32 protein-coding genes, 2 tRNA genes and 1 other RNA gene are annotated in these 26107 nt (G+C 39.2%); 18 read left to right on the top strand and 17 right to left on the bottom strand.

Features of this window, described 5'->3' with window-relative positions; all coding sequences use genetic code 11:
* Positions 1–28 precede the first annotated feature (28 nt).
* Positions 29–511: a DUF309 domain-containing protein gene (locus TVG_RS07605; protein WP_010917679.1), complete on the bottom strand. Its 483-nt coding sequence runs from the start codon at positions 509–511 to the stop codon at positions 29–31.
* Positions 512–563: 52 nt separating this feature from the next.
* Here TVG_RS07605 and TVG_RS07600 point away from each other — a divergent pair, with 52 nt between their 5' ends.
* The 8 genes from TVG_RS07600 to TVG_RS08595 all read left to right on the top strand — a co-directional run bounded on the left by TVG_RS07600 (position 564) and on the right by TVG_RS08595 (position 5461).
* On the top strand, positions 564–1505 hold the full coding sequence (locus TVG_RS07600) for an alpha/beta hydrolase-fold protein (protein ID WP_010917678.1): 942 nt from the start codon (positions 564–566) through the stop codon (positions 1503–1505).
* Positions 1506–1625: 120 nt separating this feature from the next.
* Complete coding sequence (locus TVG_RS07595; RefSeq protein ID WP_010917677.1) at positions 1626–2771, top strand: MFS transporter; 1146 nt, start codon at positions 1626–1628, stop codon at positions 2769–2771.
* Between the two features lie 65 nt (positions 2772–2836).
* Positions 2837–2908 (top strand) — tRNA-Ala (locus TVG_RS07590).
* Positions 2909–3552: 644 nt separating this feature from the next.
* The gene (locus tag TVG_RS07580; RefSeq protein WP_048054041.1) at positions 3553–4101 is read left to right on the top strand and encodes a hypothetical protein; all 549 of its coding nucleotides are present in this window, start codon (positions 3553–3555) and stop codon (positions 4099–4101) included.
* Positions 4102–4269: 168 nt separating this feature from the next.
* Entirely contained in the window at positions 4270–4569 is a 300-nt protein-coding gene (locus TVG_RS07575) for a hypothetical protein (protein WP_010917675.1), read from the top strand.
* 155 nt (positions 4570–4724) lie between these two features.
* Positions 4725–4856: a hypothetical protein gene (locus TVG_RS08925; protein ID WP_277770630.1), complete on the top strand. Its 132-nt coding sequence runs from the start codon at positions 4725–4727 to the stop codon at positions 4854–4856.
* 237 nt (positions 4857–5093) lie between these two features.
* On the top strand, positions 5094–5291 hold the full coding sequence (locus TVG_RS07570; protein WP_048054040.1) for a hypothetical protein: 198 nt from the start codon (positions 5094–5096) through the stop codon (positions 5289–5291).
* Positions 5288–5461: a hypothetical protein gene (locus TVG_RS08595; RefSeq protein ID WP_156769131.1), complete on the top strand. Its 174-nt coding sequence runs from the start codon at positions 5288–5290 to the stop codon at positions 5459–5461. Before TVG_RS07570 ends, TVG_RS08595 begins: the two co-directional genes overlap by 4 nt.
* Before the next feature lie 28 nt (positions 5462–5489).
* On the opposite strand, the gene TVG_RS07565 is transcribed toward TVG_RS08595, so the two are convergent.
* The 6 genes from TVG_RS07565 to TVG_RS07540 form a co-directional block, all read right to left on the bottom strand.
* Positions 5490–5741: a hypothetical protein gene (locus TVG_RS07565; RefSeq protein WP_048054039.1), complete on the bottom strand. Its 252-nt coding sequence runs from the start codon at positions 5739–5741 to the stop codon at positions 5490–5492.
* 140 nt (positions 5742–5881) lie between these two features.
* Positions 5882–7111, bottom strand: coding sequence for a TRM11 family SAM-dependent methyltransferase (locus TVG_RS07560; RefSeq protein ID WP_277770641.1), 1230 nt, complete (start codon positions 7109–7111; stop codon positions 5882–5884).
* On the bottom strand, positions 7111–7794 hold the full coding sequence (locus TVG_RS07555; protein WP_048054037.1) for an MvaI/BcnI family restriction endonuclease: 684 nt from the start codon (positions 7792–7794) through the stop codon (positions 7111–7113). Before TVG_RS07555 ends, TVG_RS07560 begins: the two co-directional genes overlap by 1 nt.
* Positions 7795–8028: 234 nt before the next feature.
* On the bottom strand, positions 8029–8211 hold the full coding sequence (locus TVG_RS07550) for a hypothetical protein (protein ID WP_156769130.1): 183 nt from the start codon (positions 8209–8211) through the stop codon (positions 8029–8031).
* 619 nt (positions 8212–8830) lie between these two features.
* Entirely contained in the window at positions 8831–9622 is a 792-nt protein-coding gene (locus TVG_RS07545; protein WP_010917672.1) for an MvaI/BcnI family restriction endonuclease, read from the bottom strand.
* Positions 9623–9669: 47 nt separating this feature from the next.
* Positions 9670–10620 (bottom strand): DNA methyltransferase, encoded by a 951-nt coding sequence (locus TVG_RS07540; protein WP_010917671.1) that lies wholly within the window; start codon positions 10618–10620, stop codon positions 9670–9672.
* 382 nt (positions 10621–11002) lie between these two features.
* Here TVG_RS07540 and TVG_RS08590 point away from each other — a divergent pair, with 382 nt between their 5' ends.
* Positions 11003–11152 carry a hypothetical protein gene (locus TVG_RS08590; protein ID WP_156769129.1) on the top strand — a complete coding sequence of 50 codons (150 nt, stop codon included), beginning with the start codon at positions 11003–11005 and terminating at the stop codon, positions 11150–11152.
* A 294-nt stretch (positions 11153–11446) separates the two neighbouring features.
* Positions 11447–11731 carry a hypothetical protein gene (locus TVG_RS08870; protein WP_048054034.1) on the top strand — a complete coding sequence of 95 codons (285 nt, stop codon included), beginning with the start codon at positions 11447–11449 and terminating at the stop codon, positions 11729–11731.
* Between the two features lie 269 nt (positions 11732–12000).
* Here TVG_RS08870 and TVG_RS07525 read toward each other — a convergent pair whose 3' ends face one another.
* Positions 12001–12843: an IS630 family transposase gene (locus TVG_RS07525; protein WP_338384165.1), complete on the bottom strand. Its 843-nt coding sequence runs from the start codon at positions 12841–12843 to the stop codon at positions 12001–12003.
* A gap of 657 nt (positions 12844–13500) precedes the next feature.
* On the opposite strand from TVG_RS07525, the gene TVG_RS08645 reads away from it, so the two are divergent.
* From TVG_RS08645 to TVG_RS08585, 4 genes are all read left to right on the top strand, one after another.
* On the top strand, positions 13501–13710 hold the full coding sequence (locus TVG_RS08645; RefSeq protein WP_162009551.1) for a hypothetical protein: 210 nt from the start codon (positions 13501–13503) through the stop codon (positions 13708–13710).
* Positions 13623–14270, top strand: a complete 648-nt coding sequence (locus TVG_RS07520; RefSeq protein WP_010917668.1) for a transposase — start codon at positions 13623–13625, stop codon at positions 14268–14270. Before TVG_RS08645 ends, TVG_RS07520 begins: the two co-directional genes overlap by 88 nt.
* A 7-nt stretch (positions 14271–14277) precedes the next feature.
* Positions 14278–14514: an IS5/IS1182 family transposase gene (locus TVG_RS08200; protein ID WP_010917667.1), complete on the top strand. Its 237-nt coding sequence runs from the start codon at positions 14278–14280 to the stop codon at positions 14512–14514.
* A 908-nt stretch (positions 14515–15422) separates the two neighbouring features.
* Positions 15423–15590 (top strand): hypothetical protein, encoded by a 168-nt coding sequence (locus TVG_RS08585; RefSeq protein WP_156769128.1) that lies wholly within the window; start codon positions 15423–15425, stop codon positions 15588–15590.
* Between the two features lie 754 nt (positions 15591–16344).
* Here TVG_RS08585 and TVG_RS08580 read toward each other — a convergent pair.
* Both TVG_RS08580 and TVG_RS07515 read right to left on the bottom strand, forming a co-directional pair.
* The gene (locus TVG_RS08580) at positions 16345–16494 is read right to left on the bottom strand and encodes a hypothetical protein (RefSeq protein ID WP_156769127.1); all 150 of its coding nucleotides are present in this window, start codon (positions 16492–16494) and stop codon (positions 16345–16347) included.
* The gene (locus TVG_RS07515; RefSeq protein ID WP_156769126.1) at positions 16491–17129 is read right to left on the bottom strand and encodes a winged helix-turn-helix domain-containing protein; all 639 of its coding nucleotides are present in this window, start codon (positions 17127–17129) and stop codon (positions 16491–16493) included. Before TVG_RS07515 ends, TVG_RS08580 begins: the two co-directional genes overlap by 4 nt.
* 51 nt (positions 17130–17180) lie before the next feature.
* Here TVG_RS07515 and TVG_RS07510 point away from each other — a divergent pair, with 51 nt between their 5' ends.
* On the top strand, positions 17181–18380 hold the full coding sequence (locus tag TVG_RS07510; protein ID WP_010917665.1) for an MFS transporter: 1200 nt from the start codon (positions 17181–17183) through the stop codon (positions 18378–18380).
* A 44-nt stretch (positions 18381–18424) separates the two neighbouring features.
* On the opposite strand, the gene TVG_RS07505 is transcribed toward TVG_RS07510, so the two are convergent.
* The 4 genes from TVG_RS07505 to TVG_RS07490 all read right to left on the bottom strand — a co-directional run bounded on the left by TVG_RS07505 (position 18425) and on the right by TVG_RS07490 (position 21982).
* Positions 18425–19168 (bottom strand): SDR family oxidoreductase, encoded by a 744-nt coding sequence (locus TVG_RS07505; protein WP_010917664.1) that lies wholly within the window; start codon positions 19166–19168, stop codon positions 18425–18427.
* Between the two features lie 608 nt (positions 19169–19776).
* Positions 19777–19851 (bottom strand) — tRNA-Arg (locus TVG_RS07500).
* Between the two features lie 75 nt (positions 19852–19926).
* The gene (locus TVG_RS07495; RefSeq protein ID WP_010917663.1) at positions 19927–20586 is read right to left on the bottom strand and encodes a TIGR00266 family protein; all 660 of its coding nucleotides are present in this window, start codon (positions 20584–20586) and stop codon (positions 19927–19929) included.
* 802 nt (positions 20587–21388) lie between these two features.
* Complete coding sequence (locus tag TVG_RS07490; protein WP_010917662.1) at positions 21389–21982, bottom strand: class I SAM-dependent methyltransferase; 594 nt, start codon at positions 21980–21982, stop codon at positions 21389–21391.
* Positions 21983–22038: 56 nt separating this feature from the next.
* Between TVG_RS07490 and ffs the strand changes: the two genes are divergently transcribed.
* The 3 genes from ffs to TVG_RS07480 all read left to right on the top strand — a co-directional run bounded on the left by ffs (position 22039) and on the right by TVG_RS07480 (position 24169).
* An RNA gene (gene ffs, locus TVG_RS08230) (signal recognition particle sRNA) lies at positions 22039–22342 on the top strand.
* Entirely contained in the window at positions 22342–23454 is a 1113-nt protein-coding gene (locus TVG_RS07485; RefSeq protein ID WP_241760282.1) for an HD domain-containing protein, read from the top strand. The genes ffs and TVG_RS07485 overlap by 1 nt, the downstream gene beginning before the upstream one ends.
* Positions 23455–23548: 94 nt before the next feature.
* Positions 23549–24169, top strand: a complete 621-nt coding sequence (locus TVG_RS07480; protein WP_010917660.1) for an alpha/beta fold hydrolase — start codon at positions 23549–23551, stop codon at positions 24167–24169.
* Positions 24170–24184: 15 nt separating this feature from the next.
* Here the strand turns inward: TVG_RS07480 and TVG_RS07475 are convergent, their stop codons facing one another.
* The 3 genes from TVG_RS07475 to TVG_RS07465 all read right to left on the bottom strand — a co-directional run bounded on the left by TVG_RS07475 (position 24185) and on the right by TVG_RS07465 (position 26105).
* On the bottom strand, positions 24185–24610 hold the full coding sequence (locus TVG_RS07475; RefSeq protein ID WP_010917659.1) for an OsmC family protein: 426 nt from the start codon (positions 24608–24610) through the stop codon (positions 24185–24187).
* Between the two features lie 22 nt (positions 24611–24632).
* On the bottom strand, positions 24633–25469 hold the full coding sequence (locus tag TVG_RS07470) for a DNA-methyltransferase (protein ID WP_010917658.1): 837 nt from the start codon (positions 25467–25469) through the stop codon (positions 24633–24635).
* A 66-nt stretch (positions 25470–25535) separates the two neighbouring features.
* Complete coding sequence (locus TVG_RS07465) at positions 25536–26105, bottom strand: ankyrin repeat domain-containing protein (protein ID WP_010917657.1); 570 nt, start codon at positions 26103–26105, stop codon at positions 25536–25538.
* Positions 26106–26107: the final 2 nt, after the last annotated feature.

Genomic DNA, 26107 nt, shown 5'->3' with positions numbered 1-26107 from the left:
AATAAACGTATGCGATCAATGATCCAAATTAACCAATCAAGGACAGGAGATCCACATGCGATGAAAGTATTGTGATGGGATAGGTAAAAGTGCTTGCAACGGGTTCTACACCAACTTGTTCGAGAAAATCTTTGTAGCGGATAAAAAGATCCTCAGCGTGAGCGCAATCCCCCATCTGGCAGTGTATCTGCGAGGCCAAGAGCAAAATGAGTTTTTGCAGGCCTGATGGGTGATTTAATGATCTCCACATATCCTCCACGACCTCATGGGCCTCCCAGTATCTTTCCTCCCTGCTTAAGATCTCGACATTCTTAGATGAATATGGTGCAAAGGCAAATGAAGGCTCTCTATCTCCGATTATCCTAGCCTCTTTGTATTCAAGCCCTTCAAGGACGTCTAGTGACGATAGATCCGCATCCATCTCAAGCATGTTGGTGTGCTTCCTGATTATCACCTTTCTATTGCCACATTCAAGGTCCAAGGGCCTATCTGTAAAGATGAGAATCCTCATGTATATGACATACTAAATGCAATATATAGAATAATGCAATGATAGGCAACATATGAAAACTGAGATCGTGGAGATAGAAAGCGAGTGCTTGAAAGATAACTTCCTTAAAGATGACTGGAAGAGGCAAATATTAGTTTACAGGCCTGACGATGCAGAGGGCGGCCTGCCACTTTTTATAGAGCTTGCAGGCACAAACTGGAGGCCAAGGACGCACAACAAATTCTCATTAATAATTGAAAAATTATTCTCATCTGGTTTAAAAGCTGTAGTCTTAAACCCTAATTTTTCCACAAGATATAATATGAACCAATACTTGAATTCACCAGCCGTCGGCAGTTACGAAGATTTCATCGTCAAAGAATTAATACCATATTTCAAGGATAAATATGGCACGGATCATACAGCGCTTTTCGGAAAATCCTCCGGAGGCTTCGGCTCGTATACACTCGCCGCCAGGCACCCAGACATAATAGATGGTTTTGCTGACCACTTTGGAGACAGCTGCTTCTTTTATCTCTACGCTGATGATATGGCAGCGGCCTTTAGATACATCCAACGTCATGGTAAATCTGAGAGCGTAAAGATGCTCACATCTCACATGCCCAGCGATGATGAGATGAAAGTTCTAAACGTTATAGGAAGCTCTGCGTTTTATTCTCCTGATATGAATGATGTTAACGGCTTCGACTTGCCGTTTGATGAAGACACAGGAGAACTAATAGAGGACGTATGGCAGAGATGGGTTCAGTTTGATCCTGCAAAGAATGTACTAAAATATTCTGGGGCTTTAAAAAAGATGAAGGCTATTTACCTGGATGTAGGAACAAATGATGAATATAAGCTGTATATAGGTACTAGGGCACTTCATAAGAAACTAGGTTTAGCTAACATCGATCATTACTATGAAGAATTCAACGGAGGACACTTTGGGAACTCTGAAAGATACCTGTATTCTCTGCCTTTCCTTTACAGAAAATTAAATGACACGGCATAGATCGTCATTTAAGAATCGACGAGTTCGATTCAAATGGCCTGCTCTCAGGCATATGCTTAAGAAAAATAAGTATGAAGTGAAGGTAAGCAATTCTTATACCATTTCATTGCTTTACCAAGTATGAAGCCAGCCAGTTTGCTCATCTCGATCTCCAAGGCAGCTAGGTCGTTCATATTCTCAATGATGGCTATTATCACACCTTATTATCTTCAAAGTATGCACATATCCGCTTTATATGTAGGTATAATAATATTTATTAGTTTAGTGTCTGGTTCAGTTTTTATACTTCTCTATTCCCGAGTTCCATTTTCAGCGAAAAACAGAGTCTTGTTGCTATCAGTTCTTATGGTAGCGGCCCTAACCGTTCTAGTTTTCGTTAGGAATGTTGTAATATTTGTAGTGGCAGTCTTTATAGGTGGTATATCGCTCGCAGGCAGAGACTTTTCAGCATACCCGCCAATAGAGAAGTTCGCCATAAGCAGTTTCGAAACTATTCAGAAGGATAAAAATGAAGCCTTTTCAGTCTACAACTTTGGTTCATATGGAAGTGCAGCTATAGCTTCTGCCTTCCTTTATCTTGATTTACGTTATTCATTTCAAGAAATATTCGAGATACTTTTGGTACTCTCAATACTACAGCTGATCCTATACATATTCGTAAAGCTTCCGGATTATAAGAGAGAATCAGTAAATTTGCGCCTTCCAAAAAATGTGAAGGCTCACGTTAATACACTCTCATATCTTTTTGCAATAGATGCTTTTGGTGGCGGCTTCGTTACAGTATCAATGCTAACTCTCTGGTTCAAGGCAGTATACCACATCTCACTTTCTGAAGCCGGTTTCATATTCATAATAGTAAATGTGCTTACTGCACTCTCGATTCTCGTCTCCTCAAAAATATCAGGAAAAATTGGCCTAATAAAGACTATGGTTTTCACCCACATAGTAAGCAACTTTTTCCTTATACTTATGCCCCTTGTGCCAAATCTTTACGCAGCTGAACTCTTTCTATACTTGAGGCAGACTACTAGCCAAATGGACGTACCGGCAAGGGACAGCTTTACAAATACAATAATTCCTCCCGGGGATAGGATAAAGACAAACTCTGTCTTTACCACTGTAAGAACACTTGGGCATGGGCCTGGGCCAGCTATAGGTGGTTATCTTATAGAGGCTGGGCCTCCATCGTTACTCTTTGTGGCAGGTGGTGTAAAGATCCTTTATGATTTGTTGCTATACTATAAATACCACTGGTTCAAGGATTGATTAAAGGCAATACTATTCTTATGGAAATCAAAAAGATTTATAGCGGATTGTAATTAAGGTTTGAAGGGCCGGTAGATCAGAGGTAGATCGCTTCCTTGGCATGGAAGAGGCCATGGGTTCAAATCCCATCCGGTCCATATGATACTGAGTTTAATCCATTTTTATATTTAAGAAGAAGAGCCTATTTTTGTGCCTTTAATCATATATTAATCGAATTTGTTCTAAAAAGCCAGTTAGAGATCATATTTGCCGGTAGACCCCAGAATGATCCAGTTCTCATTTTGCCGAACGACCTCATAACCCAACGGAACCTTCCCCTTCGTCGCCTTGATTAGCGCATTATGAACCCGCTCCAGGTCCTCAATATTGTATGCTTCAATGGAACGTAGCTCCATTATATAGTTGAACAGGACACGTTCAGGCGAAGAGACTTCCCTGCTAAACAGACCAAACCGACGATTGGCTGTGATGCCACGAACTATAAAGTAAGGATCGACGTAACTGGTTCTCTCTTGGCCAAGGCGGAGAAAAAACACGAAACTCTCAACATAGCCAAGTTGGAAGGCGACATAACGAAACTGCTCTTTGGCGCAATCCTGATTTCGTTGGCAATGAGCTCAGTTCCAAATGGCTAAAAATCCGGAAGGATGGTGAAAAATATATTCGACTCGCACAACTCAAAAATGTCCTGTCGAATGCACTGGGTATCGAATTTCAGTCGGATACGGGGCAGCAAGGGACGCGGTACTGGAGGAGGCCTTCCAAGGACATCGCAGACCTATTGCAAGATTCTAAAAGATTCGCAGGGCTACTGAAGGCGTTCCTGACCGATTTCATTGGGCAGGCGGAACCTGGCAGCAGACATGTTTGCCTGCATTTTGACGATGTGGGATCACTTACGGAGAGGATAAATTCCTTTATTGGCGATAACTTAGAAAATGAAGAATCCCATAAAATCCCACATGTGGGATTTTATGTAGACCCAGTATTCTCTAGTATAATAAATAAAAATAATAACAAAAACCTACATTTAAGAAAGTATAATCTGGAGAATCAGAGAAACGAACAGAAAAACCCGCATAATACAGGTTCCAGAGTAAAAAACGCACCCGAAAAAGACGAAGATCGTCTCGAAATGACTCTCAATGCTTTCTTCCGTTTTGTGGGATTTCGGTCATTTTTTGACTCGGAGACCTCTGATAATACGGCTTCCTCGTTCGAAACCTACATGCGGGAAAATGTGGGATACGAGAAAAAAGATATTGCTGGGGACATTGAAAACTCTGGGTCGAGAGAAAACCCCACACCGAATCCTACGACGGCTAATTAATGGCCGGCCAGATACTCATGATGGTCATGATAATACACGCGTACATGTAAAAGAGTTGCCCATGCAAATAGGGCAGGAAGCAGATTTATCACAGAAACCCCTTTTTTCAGCGTCTGGCGGTGATTCAACCCCCCCACAACTTGCGATCAAAACGGAAAGGTGAATCGCATGGTCCGGGGTATCGACGAAACGAATTCGCAAGACGAACCTAAAAATACCGCTATCCAGGACGAAAAAACAGAGAAAACGGAAAATCAGCTTACCTTTCGAAAGATCATCACTGACGATAAAAGGCATAATCCCGTTCCGAGCAAATACAAACCCGGCATGTACGTTGCCATGACGATTTCAGAGGCTCGGCAAATCAAGGCTTACAACTTTAGCAGTGAGGTCAGTGAACGTGAATTCAAGGCCATGGCAGATGAGCCCCAGAAGAAAATCGCAATCGGCAAAGGGTGGTCTCCATGATCGAACTCAAGGACGCTGAGGAAACCTATCTCAGGACACTCGAGAGGCTTTTCAGCGGGTAGATAGTCGTATCCGGGGATCACAACGCAATCATGAGGCTTGAGTACACTGTTTACACGCCGGGAACCAATAAAAACGCAGACTTCGAGCTAATAATGATCCAACCACGAACACTGGTTCTTGCGAAGAAGACGCCAGAACTCAGGAAGGCGCTGAAACTGGATGAAGATACAGAAATGTGGAGTCGCTGGTATGGGTCATCCTCAGTATTGACGAAAACATGCTGAAGGCCGATTCCAGGCACTTCCCTGCCACCATGCCCGAAGTCAGTAGGAGCATGTTTTTTGAAGAGCTTGCGAAAGAACTCATCTATGGGGGAAGCGATGGACCATGAAAAACATTCAAAAAACACATTCTGGTACGCATGGGCGAATAGCCATGGCTAAAACCTTTTTTTAAGCGATTGCCGAATAATAGCGTTTCATTTTTCAAACAAAATAATTGAGAAAAAAAGGAGGATCGGTATGAAAGGAGAAATGGAAAGGAGTATATGGAATCGCGGCGAATTTTTAACGTCGATTCAGATGGTAGCGAAGAAGGCAAAAATCAAGATCGGCAGAATCGCGGCCATAGCAACAATAACGATCGCCATCTCGGCTGTTTTGATGTTCGATCCGGCGTTTTTTGCATGGCTCATGAAGGCAGCGGAGGCATTCCCATGATACAGGATCGAGAAAAGAAGCAGCCTGAGAATGGCATAAAGAAATACACGAATACCGATGCACTGAACACCTCGCTTGAAGGCAAAATCGTAACGATTTCGTTGCTGAATGGCCGCTTTTATGGATATTGCCTATTCTGGGTGGTGCGCCTTCTGGATATAGCCCTTTGACTGGATGGAATCTTTTCTAAGGTGTGCCTCATCCGGATAAGTTTTCTTGCATGGATGCGCTCATTCTTTTGTTATGTGTTCGGGCTAAGATAGGTGAAAATGCGGTCTTTGTATGGATCGCCAGGCTGAGGCCCTGCTTGTTTCCCCTTATTCCAGAGGTCGATAGAACCCCTGCCAAGCAGCTTGTTGATATTCCCGAAATCAGGTCGTGCGTTAGATCGCCATGTAGGCCATGATGAACAGGAGTTGCAGCAATAACTCTTATTTTGGAGTTATTCATTACAGCTCCTATGGAATAAGTTTAGGTAAGCAATTATGATAAAATTAAACTAACAAAAGGCGAAATTAAATGATATTGCGATATGAAAAATTCAATGTAATTTTTAAGGATCATAAAGTCCCAAATCTATAGTAATTGTATCACATTTTTTTCATTACTACTATATGTTCTTTCAGCATAGTTTTAGATGTCTCCCCAGCTACATTGGTAGGGCTATTCACTGATGGCATCCTTTTGTTAGGTATATCTCTAATATATGTTTTTATGTATTCGAAGCCGTAGTATTCGAATATATCCTTTATAGCATAGGATGTTGGAAGTATAACAGAATTTACTGTTCTATTAGCAACTACATAGCATGCGTATCCGTTGCTTTTTAATACCCTGCCAACGTTTTTTATTGACATTTGCAAATCACGGTAGAATGATGACACTTCAATGGCACGTTTCTTGTTCTTTTTTTCTATCGCTTGTATTGCTTCATTTAATGGCAAAGAAGGAAAATCTTCTATAATCGGTGATTTGCTACCGCCCATTAATTTATTGTCAATATTTTCATTGCCTATTAATGATAGCCATTCAGATGATAATCTCGAATATTGGCCGTATGCTACAGTAGTATGCGAGTCACCGTATGGAGGTGACGTCACGACGATATCAGCAAAATCTTCTGGTATGTCATTATTTGGTATTTCATTTACAGAATTGTAATTATATATTTTTACGTATGGAATTTCATTAAGACTCGCTATTTTCTTTTTAAAATCTATTAAGCCTTTAAGGTTTCTATTTAGTTTTATATTTATTATTTCAAATGGGTCTGGATTCCAATTTTTAAGCTTATATTCCTTATACCGAACAAGCTTGAACTCATCTTTTCTTGCATTTGAGCTTTCCCTTACTGTCTCGCTAAATGCTACCATGAAGAATTGCTTTATATTTTCGTCTTCTATTGATTCGATGTATGCCTTTATCTTTCCTAATTTAATAGATACATTTTTGCTGAACCAGAAATCGATGTTTTTAATATTCGGTACTATAGGATCTAATTTGTCGGCATTTTCATTAAATTTTTCTATCTCCGAGATCACACTTTTATAATCAATATATGCATTGGTTTTCGCTTTTGCAATTAACTGTGCCAATGGATTTAGGTCTGTGCCTATTCCATTTATGCCAAGCAACATGGCCTCGACTAATGAAGTGCCTGTGCCACAGTATGGATCGAATACTGTTTTAGCATTGGATCCATATAAATATAGAAGTTTTCTTGCAACTTGAGGTATCATCCTTGCAGGGTAATCATGGTAAATATGTGTGTATTCCCTCGTATAGGATTTATTGAATGTCCAGTCATCTAATTCTGTTATTATGCTATCACCTCTGTATTTGAAAATACCAATGGTAGATTCTTTTCATATATCCTAAATCCTGTTCCATGGTTTCTTGCCATTGTGCCTTTGTCATGCAATCTTAAATCAATTAATATAATATTATTCTTAATGCTTTCCCTTATTATATCTTTTGTTGTTCCTTTTAACAATACAGCTTTATAAAATTGGAAATATTCATCATTTCCTCTGTATTCTGTTCTTGCATATGCTATAATTAATGCCGGCACTTTCCTTTTGAATTGATCTTCCAAATCATTAAAATTCCACTTTACTAAAACATCGCCATTGATATGCCTAACAGAAACTGCTTCATTGTCTGCAAATAAATATAACCCTGCACTGTTTGGTGTAAAATTCATCGTGAAATATAAACCTAATCTACCGTTTTTATCTAAAGTTCCATATTTCCTTACTGCTTCCAGAGGATTCATTATCCACGCACCCCTATTAAAGGTAAACAATGTAATCAAATTCATAGAATTATCCCTATGTGCTTTTAATTCGATTCCATCGAGATCTGGCAAGCTTATATTATTTTCTTTTATTCCAAGCAATGACTCCAATGTCATTCCGATTCCAGTAGGGCCTCTTCTCATAGATTTTACAAAGCCTTTCGTTTCTATTTGTTTAAATTTTTCAATAAATTGGTTTATGTCCATTTAGTTTCACTATAATTATATATTGGAAGTTGATAATTAAAAGTTTCTTTCAATCGTGAGAGTTAGATGGATAGCGGTGAAGATGTGATGATCTTTTATTTCCATAGAGAATAGAAATTTAACCTCACTAAATATAACCCTTTCTATTCGCGTGTTGAAAGATTGTGTCCAGAATTTTGTGTATTATACAATGGATACCTATTATTGAACATTTCCTTTATTTGATCGTTGCATTTAAAGACTCTTGACTTCTATATTGCCGATTCTGACTTTATAACGTATTTTGTTAGCTTGTCTCTCCTTTTCCTCGAGGTCTATAGCGTCTCCGCCGAATAATTTGTTTAAATTCCCGAAGTCAGGCCCCGCCTCCCGCACCTTAAATAACCTGTTCGGTATGAAAACTGTGAGTTCCGGCAAGAAACTCACATATATGAGTTATCGAGCGTAACTCACGTGGAATAATGGAACCCGAGATACCGGCAAAAAGGAATAGCCCACTAATGCGCCGGGAACCAGTGTTTAAATATTAAGGCTAAACCGATCCTGACAGGATTTTAATATGGAATTAGTATTTTAAAGGATCATTATCGTTTCCTATTTGCCGGTCTTTACGTTTCCCTGAATAAAAACTTTAAATATCAGTGCTTGCTGTTGCAAGTGATGGTGCTTACAAGCACCAGTTAGTATGGGCGATCGGGTTTATCACTATGGCAAAGCTGGTAGGAGCTCGGCTCACTCGCTCCATGTCCCACGTAAATGTGATTTTTACTGATAAATTGGTTTGATTCATAAACTATGTTGAGTGTAATAATTTAACGTAATATTGCTTATAATAGCTTATATAACACATTCTAGATATATTCAAACGTTTTCATAAATTCTCACAGAGATACTTGTCTTTAAAATACAAAAAGTAATTAAGATATATCTATCTATTCGTAATTGTGTTTATTATCCCATAATCATAAGTTCGGAATAAATTGTGCAAGAAAAAATGGTAAAATAGTAAAATAAACCATTGACAATGCCAACCAAATTAGAACATTGATACTTCTTCATATAAAATTGGTATTTTATCCTCTCTGATCCTAAATTTCGTACCATGATTATGCCCTGTTCTTGCATCAAAATCTATCAAAACAATACCATTTTGAATTGCTTTTATAAATTTCTGTTTGCTGAATTTTCTGAGCATGTATATATCTTTGTAAAGGTAATATTCTTGATCACCTTCTTTTTTTACTTCAGCATCTATATAGAAACAATTTAATAGTTTGGACCCTGCTGTGTGAAAAAGATCGTCAAAACCCCAGTATGGTTGTATATCAAGTTCTCCAATATGCCCAACTCTCTCTTCTACACTCGTAAGCCATTCTTTGTGCTTTGGAGATACCTTTCCTGGATCGAACGATATTAGTATTTTTTCTTCGTCATAATCAATAACTATACAGAAACCTCTATCTGTTCTGGTAACGGCATTTATAGTTTGTCTGAAACTCATTTCCGAGTCAGGGTATTTTGTTCCAGCCTTTTCGTGTTTCCAGCCATAATATGGTAGTAATATTGAAGGCACTATTTTCAAGGATCTTGGAGACGGCTCTGAATGAAAAAGTGTGGTTAACGATCCATTGTTTTTTCTATGTGTCTTAAGTTCCCACTCAGCTGAGTTTGGTATAGGTAGATTGTTTTCCTTTATTTCGAGAAGATCTTCAAGTGTATTGCCTATACCGCCTGTATTGCCCTTTCTTCTATTTTGAATCCATCCTTTATCCCTTATTTCTTTTAACCTCTCAATAAGCTCTTGTTTAGAGTAAACTGGTTGCGACATTTGTACCATTCCAATTAAATGTGTTTGTCTTAAATTTCTTTCGGTATTTATGGTTTCCAAAAATCCAATAGGTATTCAAAAGTGACACCCATAGTTATGTAATTGCTTGGCCACCCAAAAATTCCTATTTGGTTTACTAAATTTCTCTTATCCCAGATTATAATATTTCTAAGCTCATAGCCTCTTTTTGTCATTTCATTAATCAGATAAACGTGTATAGCTATCCTCTTATTTTCCCACCACATATCTGGAACATTGATAACACAGTGACCCTTTGTTCTTAGGGCTGGCTTAACCTTTTCGAAAATATCTCCCATTTCCTTAGTATAACTTTCTACATCAAGAGTACCGAGATCTCTAGGATCCTGAGAATACTGCTCCACTTTACCGAGTTGGTTGTTTTTTCTGTTTCTTCTTGACTTATTTTTCCTTTCTCTGTTCAATAGGTTAGCATAAGGTGGTGATGTGAAAATTAATGATATTGATTCTTCATTGAAATAATTGGAGATGTTTCTTGCATCTTCTTCTATAGCAACCTGTTGAGCATTGCCAACAATCCTCTGTGTAGATAATCTTTCAGCACAAAGCTTTATATATTTTTCCTGAAGGTCAAAACCCACTGCATTCCTATTAGAATCCCTAGCAGCTACCAGTGTTGTCCCGCTTCCCACAAAAGGGTCAACAACAAGCTCACCCTCATGAGAGAACAATTCTATAACCTGTTTTGCTAAGGATATTGGAAATGTAGCAGGATGAACAGTTTTATCTCTTATGTCTCTTTTCTCGTAATAAAATTCCCACACTCCAATTTGCCGTTTTATCCATTCCTTAGCTGTTAAACAATTAAGGTTATTTTCTTTGCAGGAACAAGTTTTAATTGTATTTATTTTCAATGGTTGATATTCCTTTGCATTTTCTTTCATAATAGCAAGTGGAAGAGTTCTTTTTGATGAATAATACTTATTATCAGCGGCCTGTCCTATATCTAGATAATCCATTATAATATAATATCATACAGTAATATAAACAATTTTCGTAAATATTGAAAAATAGTTATAGAACTAGAGTTTTGCATTAATTTTATTCTCTCACTAACAAATAATTCCTTCAGCCATAAAGGTTATGGATGTGTCAAACATTTGTCAGCCATATGGATATACCCATATATTCCAGCCACGACATTCTCAGTGAACTGACTGATCCCTTCCGATCATGTTTTGGTGAGATAAGGCAGTTCAGGCACTTTGAGGAGCTTATCTCATCCTTCCGAACATCTCAAACAGGAGTGTGGCACACCTGAACTCCACCATCATTGCTCATGTGAACCAGTCAAGCATAAACAGATTCCTCTAATCAGGGATTGACACTGATTTGATGTTCATGAAAACTGTAGAAAACATAAATTCAGTTGAAGATGATGGAATACTTGCAATAGACGACATAATAAAAAAGACAGGAAAGAACATTGAGGCTGCACGATTAATATTTGATCATTCCATCGGAAAAGATAGCTGGGGGAATGCAGTTTAAAACGTCCCCTTCAAGCAGATATGGCATATAGCCCAGATCTGCTGAGATATACAGGAGAAAGGAGAGTCTTGACGATGAGAACGAATACCGTTCAAAGATTGATATACAGAAAGGAGTCATTGAGAAATGCTTCACCGATGAGCTTAATTTCTCAACAGTGACCGATGACGCATGGTACTTCACAAAGGATATCATATCGTTCCTGAATGGAAAGAAACTTAACTGGGTATTCCAGAGCAAGGGCAACAGGAAGATCAAGATTAAGGGGGATGGACCACCCTTGATTCCATATTTTTGCCATACAGTAAGTCTCAGACCATAAAATTATCAGGGAATACATACTCTGTCTGGGAGGTTAAGGGAAAGATAATAGGCATGGGACAGGTGAAGGTAATCATATCAGAAGGCATCAATTTTAAACGATACTATGCAACAAACAGATCGGAATGGAACATGAAGCGAATAATAGAAACATATCTCAGGCGCAGCTATATCGAGATAATTCACAGGGATATTAAGCAAGGGGGGTTTAGGTCACATCTTTATGAGGAAGCTTTGCGAGACAGAGATGCACCTTAATCTAACGTCAACAAGAAGGGGTGATCCTCAAAATTTCCGCCATAATGTCAATGCGAAAATATCTCGACTTACATTGAAGGATAGGGAAGCGGAGAGATGGATCTGCTTCCAATTCCTTGAATCACTGTTTGATGGATTCAGTAGGTATGGTGATCGATTCGTTATGGCTGTTAAACAATCCATGCTGAACCCGTATAAATCAGCAAGGAATGTCCTGAAATTCAGAGATAAATTAAATCATGTGGTTGCTATATAATTAACGCAAAACTCTAGTTTGCATGCACAGGCGTAAATACAAATTTAAACCTTCCGGGTTTTTTATTAAGGTATTCCTGTGTTTCCTTTGATTTATGTATGGAATTGTTATCTAAAATTATTTTTATTTTATAATCATCAGGGTAATATTTATCCACATTATCAAGGCATTTAATAAATTCTATGCTTTTATGCTTATCTTCAATGCTATATATTATATGCCCTGTAACAAGGTCTATTCCTGCAAGCAATGATAGTGTACCATGCCTGATGTAATCGTGGTTCCTTGCAATATTACTGTGATTTTTATCTGGAGGCTTGTCATTGTATATATTTCCTGTTGCCTGTATTCCAGGTTTCTCATCATAGGATAAAAATGCATACAATTCATTATTGTTGTCATTATTTCTCTTATATATGTTTATATCCTTATACACATGCAGTATCTCCCTTCCCTTTACATCAAAATCAGGATCTGTTTTCTCCTCATAGTATGTAATTTTATATGGCTTTATATTGCTTTTTTTAAGAATCTTTGATACTGTTCCATTGGATATTCCAGATATATTGTATTCTTCGGGTGCATTTTCCCTTATGTATCTTGTTAATAACCTGTTGGTCCATAATTCATATGATAATCCTAGTTCTATGGGCTTTGTGCATGCTGTTTTAATAATGTATGCCCTTGCCTCATCGGATATCATTCTTGGCTTTCCTGGTCTTTGTCTATCGTTTAATGCTGCATCTATTCCAGATAGTAAAGCCTTATTTACTGTCCTGTATATCTTTGCCTCGTATACATTCATCGATTTTGCTATATAATTAATGCTTTTATTGTTATAATACATTAAAAGTATCTTTGACCTTTAAACAGTGCTGTATTTCTCTGTCCTTGATACTGATAATTCTTCAAGCTTTTTTATATCATCCTCAGATAATTTCAATTCACCTTTGGTTCTTTTAAACGTTATAATTATATATAGTAAATTAATATATAAATATTATTGTTAATAAGGAAACGCTATACTAGTATCATTTAGGACGTTTGTTTCAAACTCTTATAGATAGTGTATTACCCGATTACTATAGATAATTGATACATGATTATTAATTTTTCTGATATATCTGATATCTGAAAAATTAATTCAAAGTGTATTGATCAACTAGCATAGGTGCCTTAAAACAGCAATGAAGAAACTATGATGAGTCAAAGCACCCAATAAGCATAAGGGGTAAAATATTAATAATCTATTTATTATAAAATCCTGTCGTACACCCCATACTTTTGCACTACCAGAGATCGACAGGAAAATGATGTTCATTGAATCATAAGTTGATGAAATCAATTAGTTGGAGTAATATAAATCTATACACTTTTCCCAATAACCCCTGTTCAATTTGCTGAATCACCCTGTCTTTCCGCTCATGATCTTTCATGATGTTCTTACTCAGGAACCCGTAATATGCGGCATCTGTAACAGAAAGCTTTATTCATGCGCTCATGATCAAACATCATGAACATAAAGAATTACCGTCTCCGCGAGAAATATGAGGAACTCTCAAGGGATGGGGACAGGCTTGCTGAAATGGAGAAACTGGTAAACTGGGAGGGAGACCAAACAACGATCCCATACTCATGGTCAAGGTACTCTTCCTGCAGTCTGTATACAATCTGGTTGATGAGGCCATGGAGAGGGAGATGCATTACAGGGTATCGTTCATGAATTTTCTCAACTACCCTGACAGTGTTCCGGATTCTAGGGCCATATGGTTGTTCAGGGAGAGACTGTCATCGACAGGTAAGGACAAGATGATCTGGGAACCGTTCGAATCAGAGGGCATAACAGTGAAGAAAGGAGTTGTTCAGGATGCATCCTTCATTGAATCCGATCCAGGCAAACATGGAAGGAAGAAGCCTCCTGTATCCCCAAATATGCCTGAAATTGTGCAAGATGAAAAGAAAGATAAGACCATGACAAAGGATGGGAAGAGGCAGGCAAAAAGGGAAGCAAAGATACGGGTGGCAGAGAAGAAGAGGATCAGGCGTGATGAGAGAAGGAATGCAAAGACACGAAGATTCAAGGACGGAACATGGGCAAAGAAGGGAAAAAGATCACATTTCGGCAACAAGCTGCATACTGTACAGGGTACGGACATTCCGCTAATAATGGAATTCGTTCTCACCACAGCCTTCTCCCATGATTCGAAGGTTGATCTTGGAATTCCAGGAATCCCGACATACAGGGACAAAAGGATATTCAGGATCACCAACCAGGGGAATTGATGCAACCATGGACAAGGCATCAAGGAATCATAAGCTGACCGCCAAACAGATCAGGAGAAACCGTCGCATATCCAGGAAGTGTTCTCCTGGTGAAAGGCCGTATTCTGTCATGAAGAGAATCTTCCATGGCGATCATGTCTTCGTGACCATGGTCAGGAGAGTGAGGGTAAAGTCGATGTTCATGTGCCTTGGGTACAATCTCATGACCCTGCTTAGCCTGAAGAAACAGGGCAAGATAGCGTAAGCTATGGGAAAATAAGAAAAAGAATGAGAAAAAAGAACATGAAATAAGCCATTCCGTGAGTAAAGTTCAGTTTTTTTACAGACAAGATCAGCTCAATTCAGATCCGTGTTTTCAAAAGGTGTTAAAACCTAGGGATATTAGGAAATGTCCAGAAGGAATACGTCATATTTGCAACGGCATTATGGATAATGGACAGTATGATTTTCCCGGATTCTGCATAAACCCGTTGAGAATAACATTGCCTACCGGAATGTATTGATCGATCTGAAAAGTGGCTTCAACCAACAGCTTTGTTCATAGTGGACATGCCCGAAATAGGGGAAGAGATCAAAGAATTGTATCCTAGAGCTTATTTCTATTTACGTACAATACATGCATCAAGGAATTTCCAATCAAATGTAAGAGATCACAATATAAATAAAATCTATTCCGGTCTTAAGTAAATATTGCTATTACGAACTAAAGAAGAAGCAATAAGCATGTTCGATGAATTCAAAAATAAATGGCCAGAGAAGTATACTAGGCCTATATACAATATGGGGAAGAACTTAAACTCACTCCTAAAATACTATTGTCCGAATAAATAAGGAGATCGATACATTCTACTAATCCCATCGAATTAACGAACATAAGATAAGTAGGAGAATAAATATCATCCAACAACACTAAAAGGATAATATAAATGCATGTACGAGAAATGGACATGTTCCATGTGAGGCATCCTTTATAAAAACACAACATTTAGAACACTACGAGAGGTATCGAAGAGATTAAACACAATCAATGGCACTAGCAAGTAAAAGTGTTTTACAAAGTTAACGAATGGCGTCAAAATGAGTTGGCAGCAAAAAATGGATCGGTCTTCAGATTTATGGATAAGATTAAATCTATTTTGCAATTTCTACATAATGGATGAAAAAGAAAAACTGCTTGAAATAGTCAAGGTTAATTCACAGAAAAATACAGTAAGAATAACGATACCGCGTAGAATAGCGAAAATTCTGGATATAGGAGATGGAGACTTCATAGGGTATTACGAAGCCGGCAGAACTATAATTATAAGAAAATTGCAATGAAAATATAAGATCCAGATGACATATTTAGTGTCTATGATTTCTATGTTCTCTCCAGTTCCCTGAAATCTCCATACTAATCCTCGATCATGTGGAGCTTCTCAAGCTGCAAAAATATCTTTTCCATCGAGTATTGAATACTTTTTTAAAAATTTCAGGAGGCTAATTTACTTTTATCATGAAGCAGTAAGCTCAAAAAGAACATAAAATAAAAGTTGATTCTTGAGCCGAAAAGGTGCCATTTTTTTACTTCTTAGATAGCGTTATTGCTATAAGGGAATCATAATACCAGGTGGGTTCATTTGGTACCATATTCTTTCTGCAATAGCAAATCTGTAAAAAAGTAATATCGTGGATAATGATTTATTCATATCTAGAACGATATTTAGATTACAAAATAGCGGAATCTATAAGTATACATGTTTCACCTCAAAAATGATACACTTTAAATCTGCAGAATAAAATTGGATATAGAGCGAGTGAGTATTGAGGAACCGACGCAGAAAATATGTGTTAGAGAAATATCTAGCAGGAGAATTTATGAAATTATGCTATTCGAAAAATTGACATCAATAACTTGGAGCAAGTAATAAATATTATTTTATGTTTCATCAACACGGAGACACATAATGGATTGCAATAATTTGCGTTCAGTTTTGTCACATCAAATATTGTATAGAATATATGTATATCACAATGTGACAAATGTAAAAGTATAAGATTTTGTTATGTTTACATTGAAGGAAGGCGTATAAGGTTATATTAATACTTTTCCGCTTTTTTCTAATGCTGCAGATAGAGCTCTTACCTCATTATCAACGGAGAAAGGCTCGGATATTTCAATAGTTTCGCCACACTTCCCAGAATCATCAAGGAATTTCCTTATTGATGCTCCGATTTCCTTCATTCCTTTCCATCTCCAGTTAGTTTCTCATGCCTGCTTTTGGAAATAAAACCCATTTGATTGAGGATTGGAAACCCTACTATGTAAAGGAGGTGCTCATCTTTCTTTTCGTCATTGTCATCATCGATCTCTGTGAAGAAATTCGAAAGCATAGAAGAAAACTTACTCATGTCTTTAGTTGAATGTGTTGAAAATGAAATTATAAGCAGGTTTTTCCTAACATAATCTACGTACTTATCAAGATCATCTTTATTGGATAAATTAACCTGTTCCGCCATTATTGAAAGGATTGCTGAGGCTGACCTTAGAAACGAATATAGGATGTTCCTCAATTTATCTTCATCCATCTCCTCGATAGCCTTACGGATATCACCATACTTTATTGCATCGAATAGATCGGTGTTTATATCATAAAATTTTTCAACATAATTCTTTTCAGAAACTGTGCGGGTTTGGACAAGTATACCATCGCTAACCATTTCCTTTATTGCCTGATAAAGGTTTGATCTTGTGGTTTTTATAACTTTGGAAAGCTGTGTAACCGTCATAGGGCCGTTCACGGCTATGAGTGTTATTACCATTAACCTTGTCTTGCTAAAGCCCCTAAAGAGCAAGTCAGCGTTCCTCTTTTCGGGCATGAAGGTCATATTTATATATAAGATAAAAAATTACGTATAAGATAATCTTATATGTATAACTTAAAATCAAATAATTCCGGGAATAAAAACTTCAAGTTCTTAGTTTCCAGCGTTTGGTTCTCGCATACAGCGTTTTCAGCATACAATTTAATTGTGATATGGGTAGTTTTGTTTATTACGAAAAAACCGCTATTGGCAGGTTTCTCAGACAGCCTTTTGACTTTACCATTGATGATCAGTGTTTTAGTGGGAGCGTACGTAGATAAATCCAAAAGGAAAAAGACATTGGCTTTTATCTCTTCTTTATTTAGAGTTGTTCTCGTGATTATTATAATGATATCGATTCAATTCTGGCCCTCTATAGATGTTATAATTACCATTTATGCTGCGACTTTCCTTATTGGCTTCACATCCGATGTCGTTGATTCAGTTAGGGCAACATGGACTAAGGCATTTTTGGGAGATAAGCATTATAAGAAAGGTTCTTCCGAGATGTCGTCGGTAATAATGGCTTCTCAAGGGGTTGGATTTATAATCTCAGGAATATTAATAGCGCTTGGCTTTGAAGCCTCATTTTTAATTATTGGGCTTTTCTTCGCATTGTCTTCGGTTCCCCTTATTATGATAAAATATACTGCATATGGAACGAGTAAATCTATTCATACTGGGGTGGCCGAAGCTCTCACACTGTTGAGGAAGGATAAGAGGCTGGCTGAGATCATAGCCATAAATTTTGTATCAAATTTTTCAATAGGTGTTGCTGCTATACTTTATATATCCCTCATGCAAGAAGGCTACAGGCTTCCTGCAATGTATGTTTCCTTAATATTTGGGGTTATTGTTCTTGGAATGGTATTCGGTTCCATTTCTGCATCCAAGATTTCAGGCAAGGTAGGCAGGATAAATCTTTTAGTATTCATAGTACTCGGAGTATCATTTGTCTCAATATCCTTAATTCATAGCGTATACGTGCTAGTACTGCCGTCTTTTCTTGCCGGCCTCTCAATAGGGATTGAGAGCAGCGTATTATCTACACTATCGATGCGTATAGTTCCGCATGAGATGATGGCAAGGATACAGGGGTCGATGAATACTTTTGGCATGGCTGCATCAGCATTATCCAGTCTAATAGGTGGGCTGCTTTACCAGCTGTTCGGTCCATCTTATTCTTTCTTAATGGTTGGATTGATCATTATCTCAGCAGATTTTGTTTTTTTAGCTTTCAGATCGCTTTACTACTTGCAATACTGAACTTCGATGTACGTAGACTGATTGCACATACGTATAGATAAACATTATTTCAGTAACCATCCAGAATCAATAACAAGGGTTTGGCCCGTTATACTATCAGATTTTGCAAGAAATATGACTGCATCCGCAACTTCATCCGGATCAATTATTTTTCCTGTAAGTGTGTATTCCTTTGCAAATTTATCCTCCTTCAAGCCGCTTATATCTACCAGGCTGTTCCCCATCTTCGTACTGACTACAGAAGGTGCTACTGCATTTACCCTTATGCGTCTCTGGGCAAAGTCATAGGCCATGTATTGCGTCAGATTGATTATGGCAGCCTTTGTCATCCCGTATATGGGTAGGAGCGGCATTGGTTTTAGACCAGCGACGGAGGATACGTTTATGATCGTTCCACCATCCTCCATGACCCTTCCTATCTCTTGAGAACAGCGTATTACTGACATTATGTTTGTGTCGATCAATTTTTGGATTAGAGAATCATCACTGTTCATGAATGGCATAGCTATGCCTAAGCCTGCATTATTTACAAGTATGTCTATTGAATCGAAGTTTTTTCTTGCCTCGTTTATTATTGATGCACAGCCTTCTCTAGTAGAGACATCAGCCTTTACAAGAATACCTTGTGAGTATTCTTCGACCATGCGGAGAGTTTCTTGGCCTTCCTCTAATCTCTTCTTCACATTTATTATCACTTTGCAGCGGTTCTTAGCTAGCGCAACGGAAATTGCCCTTCCAATACCTCTCCCAGATCCTGTTACAACAGCTACCTTATCCTTCAGATCCATATCCAGTCATACGTCACGTTGTATTTAGATTTTCAAAACTTTTATATTTGTAGTTAGCAAAGTTTAATCAGATCTTCAGTTTTATTAATTATTGGATCAATTATTTTATAATGTACGTTGTATAGAATGTTTCGGACGTTTACATTAAACTCATTAATCGCTATAACCTATTATTTCCCCACTTTCTGCTCCTAACTGCAATTTAAAGATTTTTATTTTCCTTTTATACCGGCTATAACATCTCAAATTATGATCAATGTATTTTCATCTTCTTCCATATTCTTGTAAAATTCAGAGCCAAATTTTAAGGATATTTGTTGCTTACCCAGGCTTTTGCTTCCTTTTCAGCACCATTGTAGTTAGATACCTTGGCCGTAGAGTTTTAATGTTTTAAAATATATAAATATTACATAGAGCTGAAGAGGAAGAATAAAAGATTCCTGTACGTTATAGGTTTGGTTAATACATGCTGAATACATATAAATCAGCAAGGAATGTCCCGAGAATCAAAAGAAAATGGATTGTGCATTTGATATATAATTAACGCAAAACTCTCGATATTAAATAATTAATGTGGTAATATAGCATTATAAGACACAGATTATATACGGGCCCGGTGGGATTTGGACCCACGATTCCCGACTTAGAAGGACGGTGCCTTATCCTAGCTAGGCCACGGGCCCGTTAAGGCTATTGAAAATATTTATTTATACATATTGCTGAGCTTTGGCAAAACCATCTATCGAATTTCCATTTCACTATCTTCTCATAAGCTTTGCCGCGAGCTGGAATAACGATATCGTATGAAGCCATACCCTTCCAGGGCCCCTTATCCTGGCAAAGAAAAGCCCCTCTCCCTCGGCGCCCGCCAGCAGCATCGTCTTCAAGCCGCCGATCCTCTCTATAGTGTACTCCATACCATCCTCAAAAGCCAGAAGGTGGCTCATCTCTGCCTGTATCTCTTCGCCTGGTTTCAGATCTTTGACTATTGGCAGGCCATGACCATGCAGGAAAACAGAACCGTTTCCGCTGAACCTTTCCAAAAAGACGCCCTCTCCGCCAAAGATTGCCTGGGTTATGCCTGCAAACTTAGTGGAATAAGAGACCGTCGAATCCATAGCGAGGAAAGCATTGAACTCGGCTATTATGCTATTCCCGTTAAGATCAATCCTGACAACCTTGCCAGGAAGGAAACCTGCTGAAACTATTTCCCCTGGCCCCTCCACTTTTAGCAAAAATACAGCAGAACCGGAAAGCAGATGCGAAAAAGCCCCTCTTAGGCCTCCAGCGCTTGCGCCAAGGCGAACCGATGCGTCCTTGTAAATAAGATGGCCCGGTTCTATGTATACATATTCTTCTGGGCTTAGCTTTGCCTTCAAATACTGGACCTCTTGGCCAGCTATTTCGTAATCGACCATGCTGGGCATAAGATCGATTTAATTAAATAATGTTTGTATCTTTCCGAATTTCTTAAAAGATATAGCTGCGGCTGAGGCCAAGAACGGGGCATATACTGCATACTGATATAAGCTTAGCCATTTGTGCATCACCAAGTACGATGATATTGAGGCTATTATTGGCTACATATTGGTCATTGCAGTTTAACTTCCACTTATGCCCTCTGGATTCTACAGGTATAGGCCGTAGACAAGCACAGTTCCAAATATACTAATCGGAACAAATAGCAGTAGGAGTCAAATTACGAGGCACAAGTTCCTGCCCCAAAGGTAGTTTATTTGCCTCGGAAAATTAAATAGGTACAAGGATAGTAAATATGCGATGAAATATGTTGAAAATATCCCAAGCTTCCTAATTCCTAATTTTAGCCTTCTAGGGCAGAGCGTAAAATGGAGCATAAAGACAAAAGCAACTTAATTACAAATGCAGTCACAGTTACTATTGTTCCTGAATTTGTATCGGTTGCAGCCAGCATTATGCTATAAATTGAGAGAGATGCCAGGCTTGAAGAAACATCCTATGCTTGAACCAGAGAATAGGAAAACAATCAGGAAAGGCTCAAATAGTTCCATGAATATTTGTTGTTGTAGATGAAAGGCCTCAAAAGGACGAACCAGCAATTGCCATGGTATAGTATGCGTACCTTTCCATTTTATCCAAAATAGCCTTAAAACAGGTATTGGGTTAAGTTAGATATATGCACCTTCGACCTTGATAGTATCATCGTAATATAAATTGCATAATACTTTAAACTATGAAAACTTACTTTCGATCATTTTTTAAAAACAGTATACGAACCATTTCACCATTTATCTCGTATATCTTTTCGAATCCATCTACGTTTAGGCCCTCAATCTCATTTTCGCTCAGAGCATGTTTGCCAGCAGCTTTGTGGAAACTTCGAAGGTTTGGCCTGTAATATTCATATATGGCAAGAACGCCGTTATCCTTTACGTGCAAGCCCATAGTCTTGAGGCCGTTTTCCCTGCACTTCCAGTGGTGAAAGGATATTGAGCTGAACACGAAATCGTACTTCTTTTCGAATGGTATAGACCTGCTGCTTCCCAGCGCGAAGTTAACTCGTCCCTTAAAACGCGAAAGCTTCTTTGATGCAATGCTGAGCATGTACGGTGACGGGTCTATGCAGTCTATGATTACGTTGCTGAAGCTGTTCGCTATGAAAAAATCTGCAGTCCCTGTGCCACAGCCTACGTCGAGAATCGTTTCGGGTTTGAATTTGTCTATGTCTTCTGTTATCATGCTGTAGAGATTGCGCAGGAAATGGTTTGATATAATCTCGTAAAAGTGTGAAGTTATAGGGCCGAATTTTTCTTCCCCTTCTCTGTAAAGATCCATGGATAACCAATGAAATCATGTGCATAAGTTTTTTACCGGTATTTTAATGAGGTATGTGCCAGACTTGGCCGGGGGGTTAGGCGTCCCCTGTACCCGAAGTCTAGATGCGGGGGCGACAGCCCGGTGAGACCACCTGGGTTTCTGTCAGGCCCCGTGGAATCATTGATCCTCTGTCCCTCTGGATCGGAGGCCTGCATGTACATCCTCAAAGGAGGGTGTATGTGCAGCCTACCAGGGGAACGCGCCAGGCCCGGAAGGGAGCAACGACACCCTGGACTCTCGATGCTGGAGGGGTGCGGGGGTGAGAGGAAGCGGGGGGTACCTGGCAGGACGCCCAGACCGAACCGGGTGTGTCTGGCTTGACGATAATTATGGTGAAGATCATACAGGACCCAGTGTTTGGGCCGATAAAGGCCGATGGTGTAATACTGGACTTAATAGATTCTCCAGAGTTCCAGCGGCTAAGGCGCATTAAAAACCTCGGTCTCTGCAGCCTAGTCTTTCCCGGCGCAAACCACACAAGGTTCGAACACTCTATAGGAACATACTACCTTGCTAGTTTATACAATGAACACCTACGCACCATGTCCGATGAGCTTAAGATCGCTGCTCTGCTTCACGATATAGGCCATTTCCCTTATTCGCATACCATAGAAGAATTTTATATGGAAACGGAAAAGATCGACCATCTTCAGGCCGGCATAAATTTAATAGAAGGAAAGGCGGAATCTGAAATACCGGCAATACTGGAAAAACACGGCATAGATCCTCATTGGGTATCTTCGATACTAAAGGGCATATCGAACGTACTCTCAGAGATAATAAGCGGCCCGCTGGATGCGGATGAACTCGATTACCTTCGCAGGGACTCCTTTTATTGCGGAGTATCCATAGGATACGTTAATCCTCTCCGCATAATAGACGTATCAAGCGTTTATGAAGGCCAAATAGTGTCGGAGGAGAAGGGGCTGTCAGATATCGAAAGCCTCCTGATATCAAGGTTCCTCATGTACCAGGCGGTTTATTTCCACAAGACCTGCAGGATTGCAAACAAGATGCTTGGAATAGCGGCCCGGCTTGCAGAGGCCATTGGCACATCCAGGATGGTTGATGAGGAACTCATGGCATTGCTATTGTCTAAGAAGAGATCGGAACGCATAGCAAGGGACATCATAAACAGGAGGCTTATGAAAGTCATATTTAAGGAGAAGTACGGAGAAGAACTATACAGGGATATAACGGATAGGATCGGGGAAGATGCTATAGTAGACGTTATACCGCCACTTTCGTTCAGCGGAAGAGAGAGGCTTAAAACCGACGTCAGCGTAAAAATACAGGGCAGAATAGTAGCAGGGGAGGAGATATCGCCCCTGGTAAATTCCCTCAACCAGGCCATAGAGAGAAGGTACGTTTACGTTTACGGATATAAGGAAGACGAAGAGAAGATAAAGTCGGATCTCAGGGGCCTTTGAACAATAACGATTGAATAAAAAAATTATCAGAATTGTGAATTAAAGCCCAAAAAAAAAAAAATACGACTAATATCTGTCATTGTAATTATGAAATATGCAGTCTGTAAGTACCGGGTATGTTGATGTGCATGGAAAAAGGGTTTTCCACAGGTATTTAAAATCCGGAGCGAAAAAGGACATAGTCATGCTGCATGGCTGGTCTTTTACATCCAGAGATTGGGAAACACCTGGGCTTTTCAATGAATACGCGAACCTTTCCTTTAATGTGTATGCACCGGATTATCCCGGCTTTGGCATGTCCGAACCATCGGATTTTTACAGCGTAAAACGAGGAAATATAGAAGCCTCGGCATCATTCATAAAAGATTACATGCAAAGCTTAGGCGTTGAGCATGCGGTAATTCTCGGGGCATCAATGGGCGGCGGCATGGCGATTCTTATGGGCATGGCGCATCCCGATATGGTAGATGCAGTGATTGCAGTGGCTCCAGCTTGGGTTGAAAATTACACGGAAAAGATGAAAAATATAGAGAAACCTGTGCTCCTTGTATGGGGTTCGGAAGATACAGTGGTCGACCCGCATTTTGGAAACAAATATAGAAGTGCAATTAAAAACTCGCAGCTAGAAATAGTGGAAGGATCAAAGCATCCTGTGTACCTCGAGAAACCGAAGAGATTCATAGAGATCACCACAGGCTTTCTTAAATCTTTATAATTTAATTATCTAACATTATATAAATTCATAATCAACAATTTCTTCCACGTTGTTCTTTATCGCCCTTGAAATGAAGCAGTACTTGTGGGCAAGCTCCATAGCTCTCGGAATTTTCTCCTTATCCTGTTCTGATACCCTTAGTTTCACGTGTATCCGTATCCTTTGGAACCTGAAGCCCTTCTCTGGAGAAGGCCCAAGTTCAGCAGTGGCCTCGCTCTTCCACTCCTTCAGATCTATTCCCATCCTTTCACGGAACTCCAGGAACGTAGTGAGGAGGCATGAAGCTAAAATTCCGGGAAATAATGTTTCCGGGCAGAATTTGCCTTCCGGCCCCCCAAACTCTGGCGGTGACGATACTTCCAGATCACCCGCATCAGTCTTCAAAATGGTACGCCTTGCCCCTATCCATTCTACATCAGCTTTGTACGTATAAGTATCCATAACATACAAGCATTTCAATTATCTATATCTTTTCTGTATAGCGGATTCCAAATCTGGAGAACCTGGAAAGCATAGCTCGGTAATAAACAGGGTCTTTCTCTATAAGTGTGAAATTGCGGCCAAGCATCGAGGCGGCTACGCCAGTAGTTCCGACCCCAGCAAACGGATCGAGTATCAAGTCGCCTTCTTTAGTTGATGAGAGTATTATGCGCTTCATAAGTTCCAGAGGCTTCTGGGCTGGATGCACGCTTTTTCTATTCTCATCCCTTACCCTCTCGTTTCCCCTGCTAGTCTTCATTACCCATACGTTGTTTGCCGTTTTTCCAAGGCCAAATTCCTTTGCTAGGTTTCTATTGTACGTGTAGTTTTTTTGTTCCTTTCCCTTCGTAGCCCAGATCAGGGTTTCGGTTGAATTTGTGAACCTTACCCCAAGCCAGTTTGGCATGGGATTTGTCTTGATCCAAACTACGTCATTGAGTATCCAGAAGCCCATGTCCTGCATGATCTTTCCTATCCTGAATATGTTGTGATAGGTACCGATTGCCCATATTGTGGATGTATCGGACATCAAACGCTTAGCCTCCTTTAATACGGATGATATGAATGAATCGTATGCCTCGAAAGAAGGAAATGCATCCCAATATTCCCTTACCGTCTGTGGAACCGATCTATTGTTCCACCTTTTAAGCCTCTTTGGAGTCATCTGAAGGTAGTAGGGAGGGTCAAGAAAGATTAAATCGTATATGCAATCGTCAATTCGTCTCATTATTTCAAGGCTGTCACCTAACAATACACTATCCTTAACTTCTTCGCGGTTCATCTTGCCACCGTTGATCCTGCTGGACTTTTCAATTGGCATTATTCAAGCAGTGATGTTTATGAGAATCTGCATACAGCAGCTCTAATGGCCTGGCTTGCCGCTTTCCTAAGCCCGCCGCACTTCTGTAAATATCTTTATGACTTCTTGTCTTCCAAAAATTCTAGCAGAAGCTTCTGCTGTAAGGCCTGTTAAATCTCTGGCTGATATGTCTGCCCCAAGCTCTAAAAGTTTTTTAACTATTTCGGATCTGCCGTACTTAGATGCGACTATCAATGGTGTTTCGCCCTCTAAATTTCTGTCGTTTACGTTAGCGCCATGTTCAAGGAGAAAGTATGACATCTCACTGTAACCAAAGATTATTGACCACATTAACGGCGTTTTTCCCGAAAAGTCTTTTGTATTAACGTTCGATCCTTTGCTTAGGAGTTTTTCTGCTATTCCCAACCTGTTGTTCTTGACTGCCCAAATAAGGGCCGTACTGCCTTCGATATCCTTATCCTCTAATTTGTCGAAATTTTCTACGAGTTTATCGATTGCGTTTTCCATTCCAAGCATGCAGGCAACCATGAGCGGCGTCCTATTGTACGAGTCTCTGTAGTTCCTTAGGAAATCTAAATTCTGGTTTATCGACTTCTCGTCTTTTATTTTTTCAACGATCTCTCCGTTCTTATCCATGC

Origin of the sequence: Thermoplasma volcanium GSS1, from assembly GCF_000011185.1 — an archaeon.
GTDB classification, from domain to species: Archaea; Thermoplasmatota; Thermoplasmata; order Thermoplasmatales; family Thermoplasmataceae; genus Thermoplasma; species Thermoplasma volcanium.
This window is presented reverse-complemented; position numbering and strand designations above follow the sequence as displayed.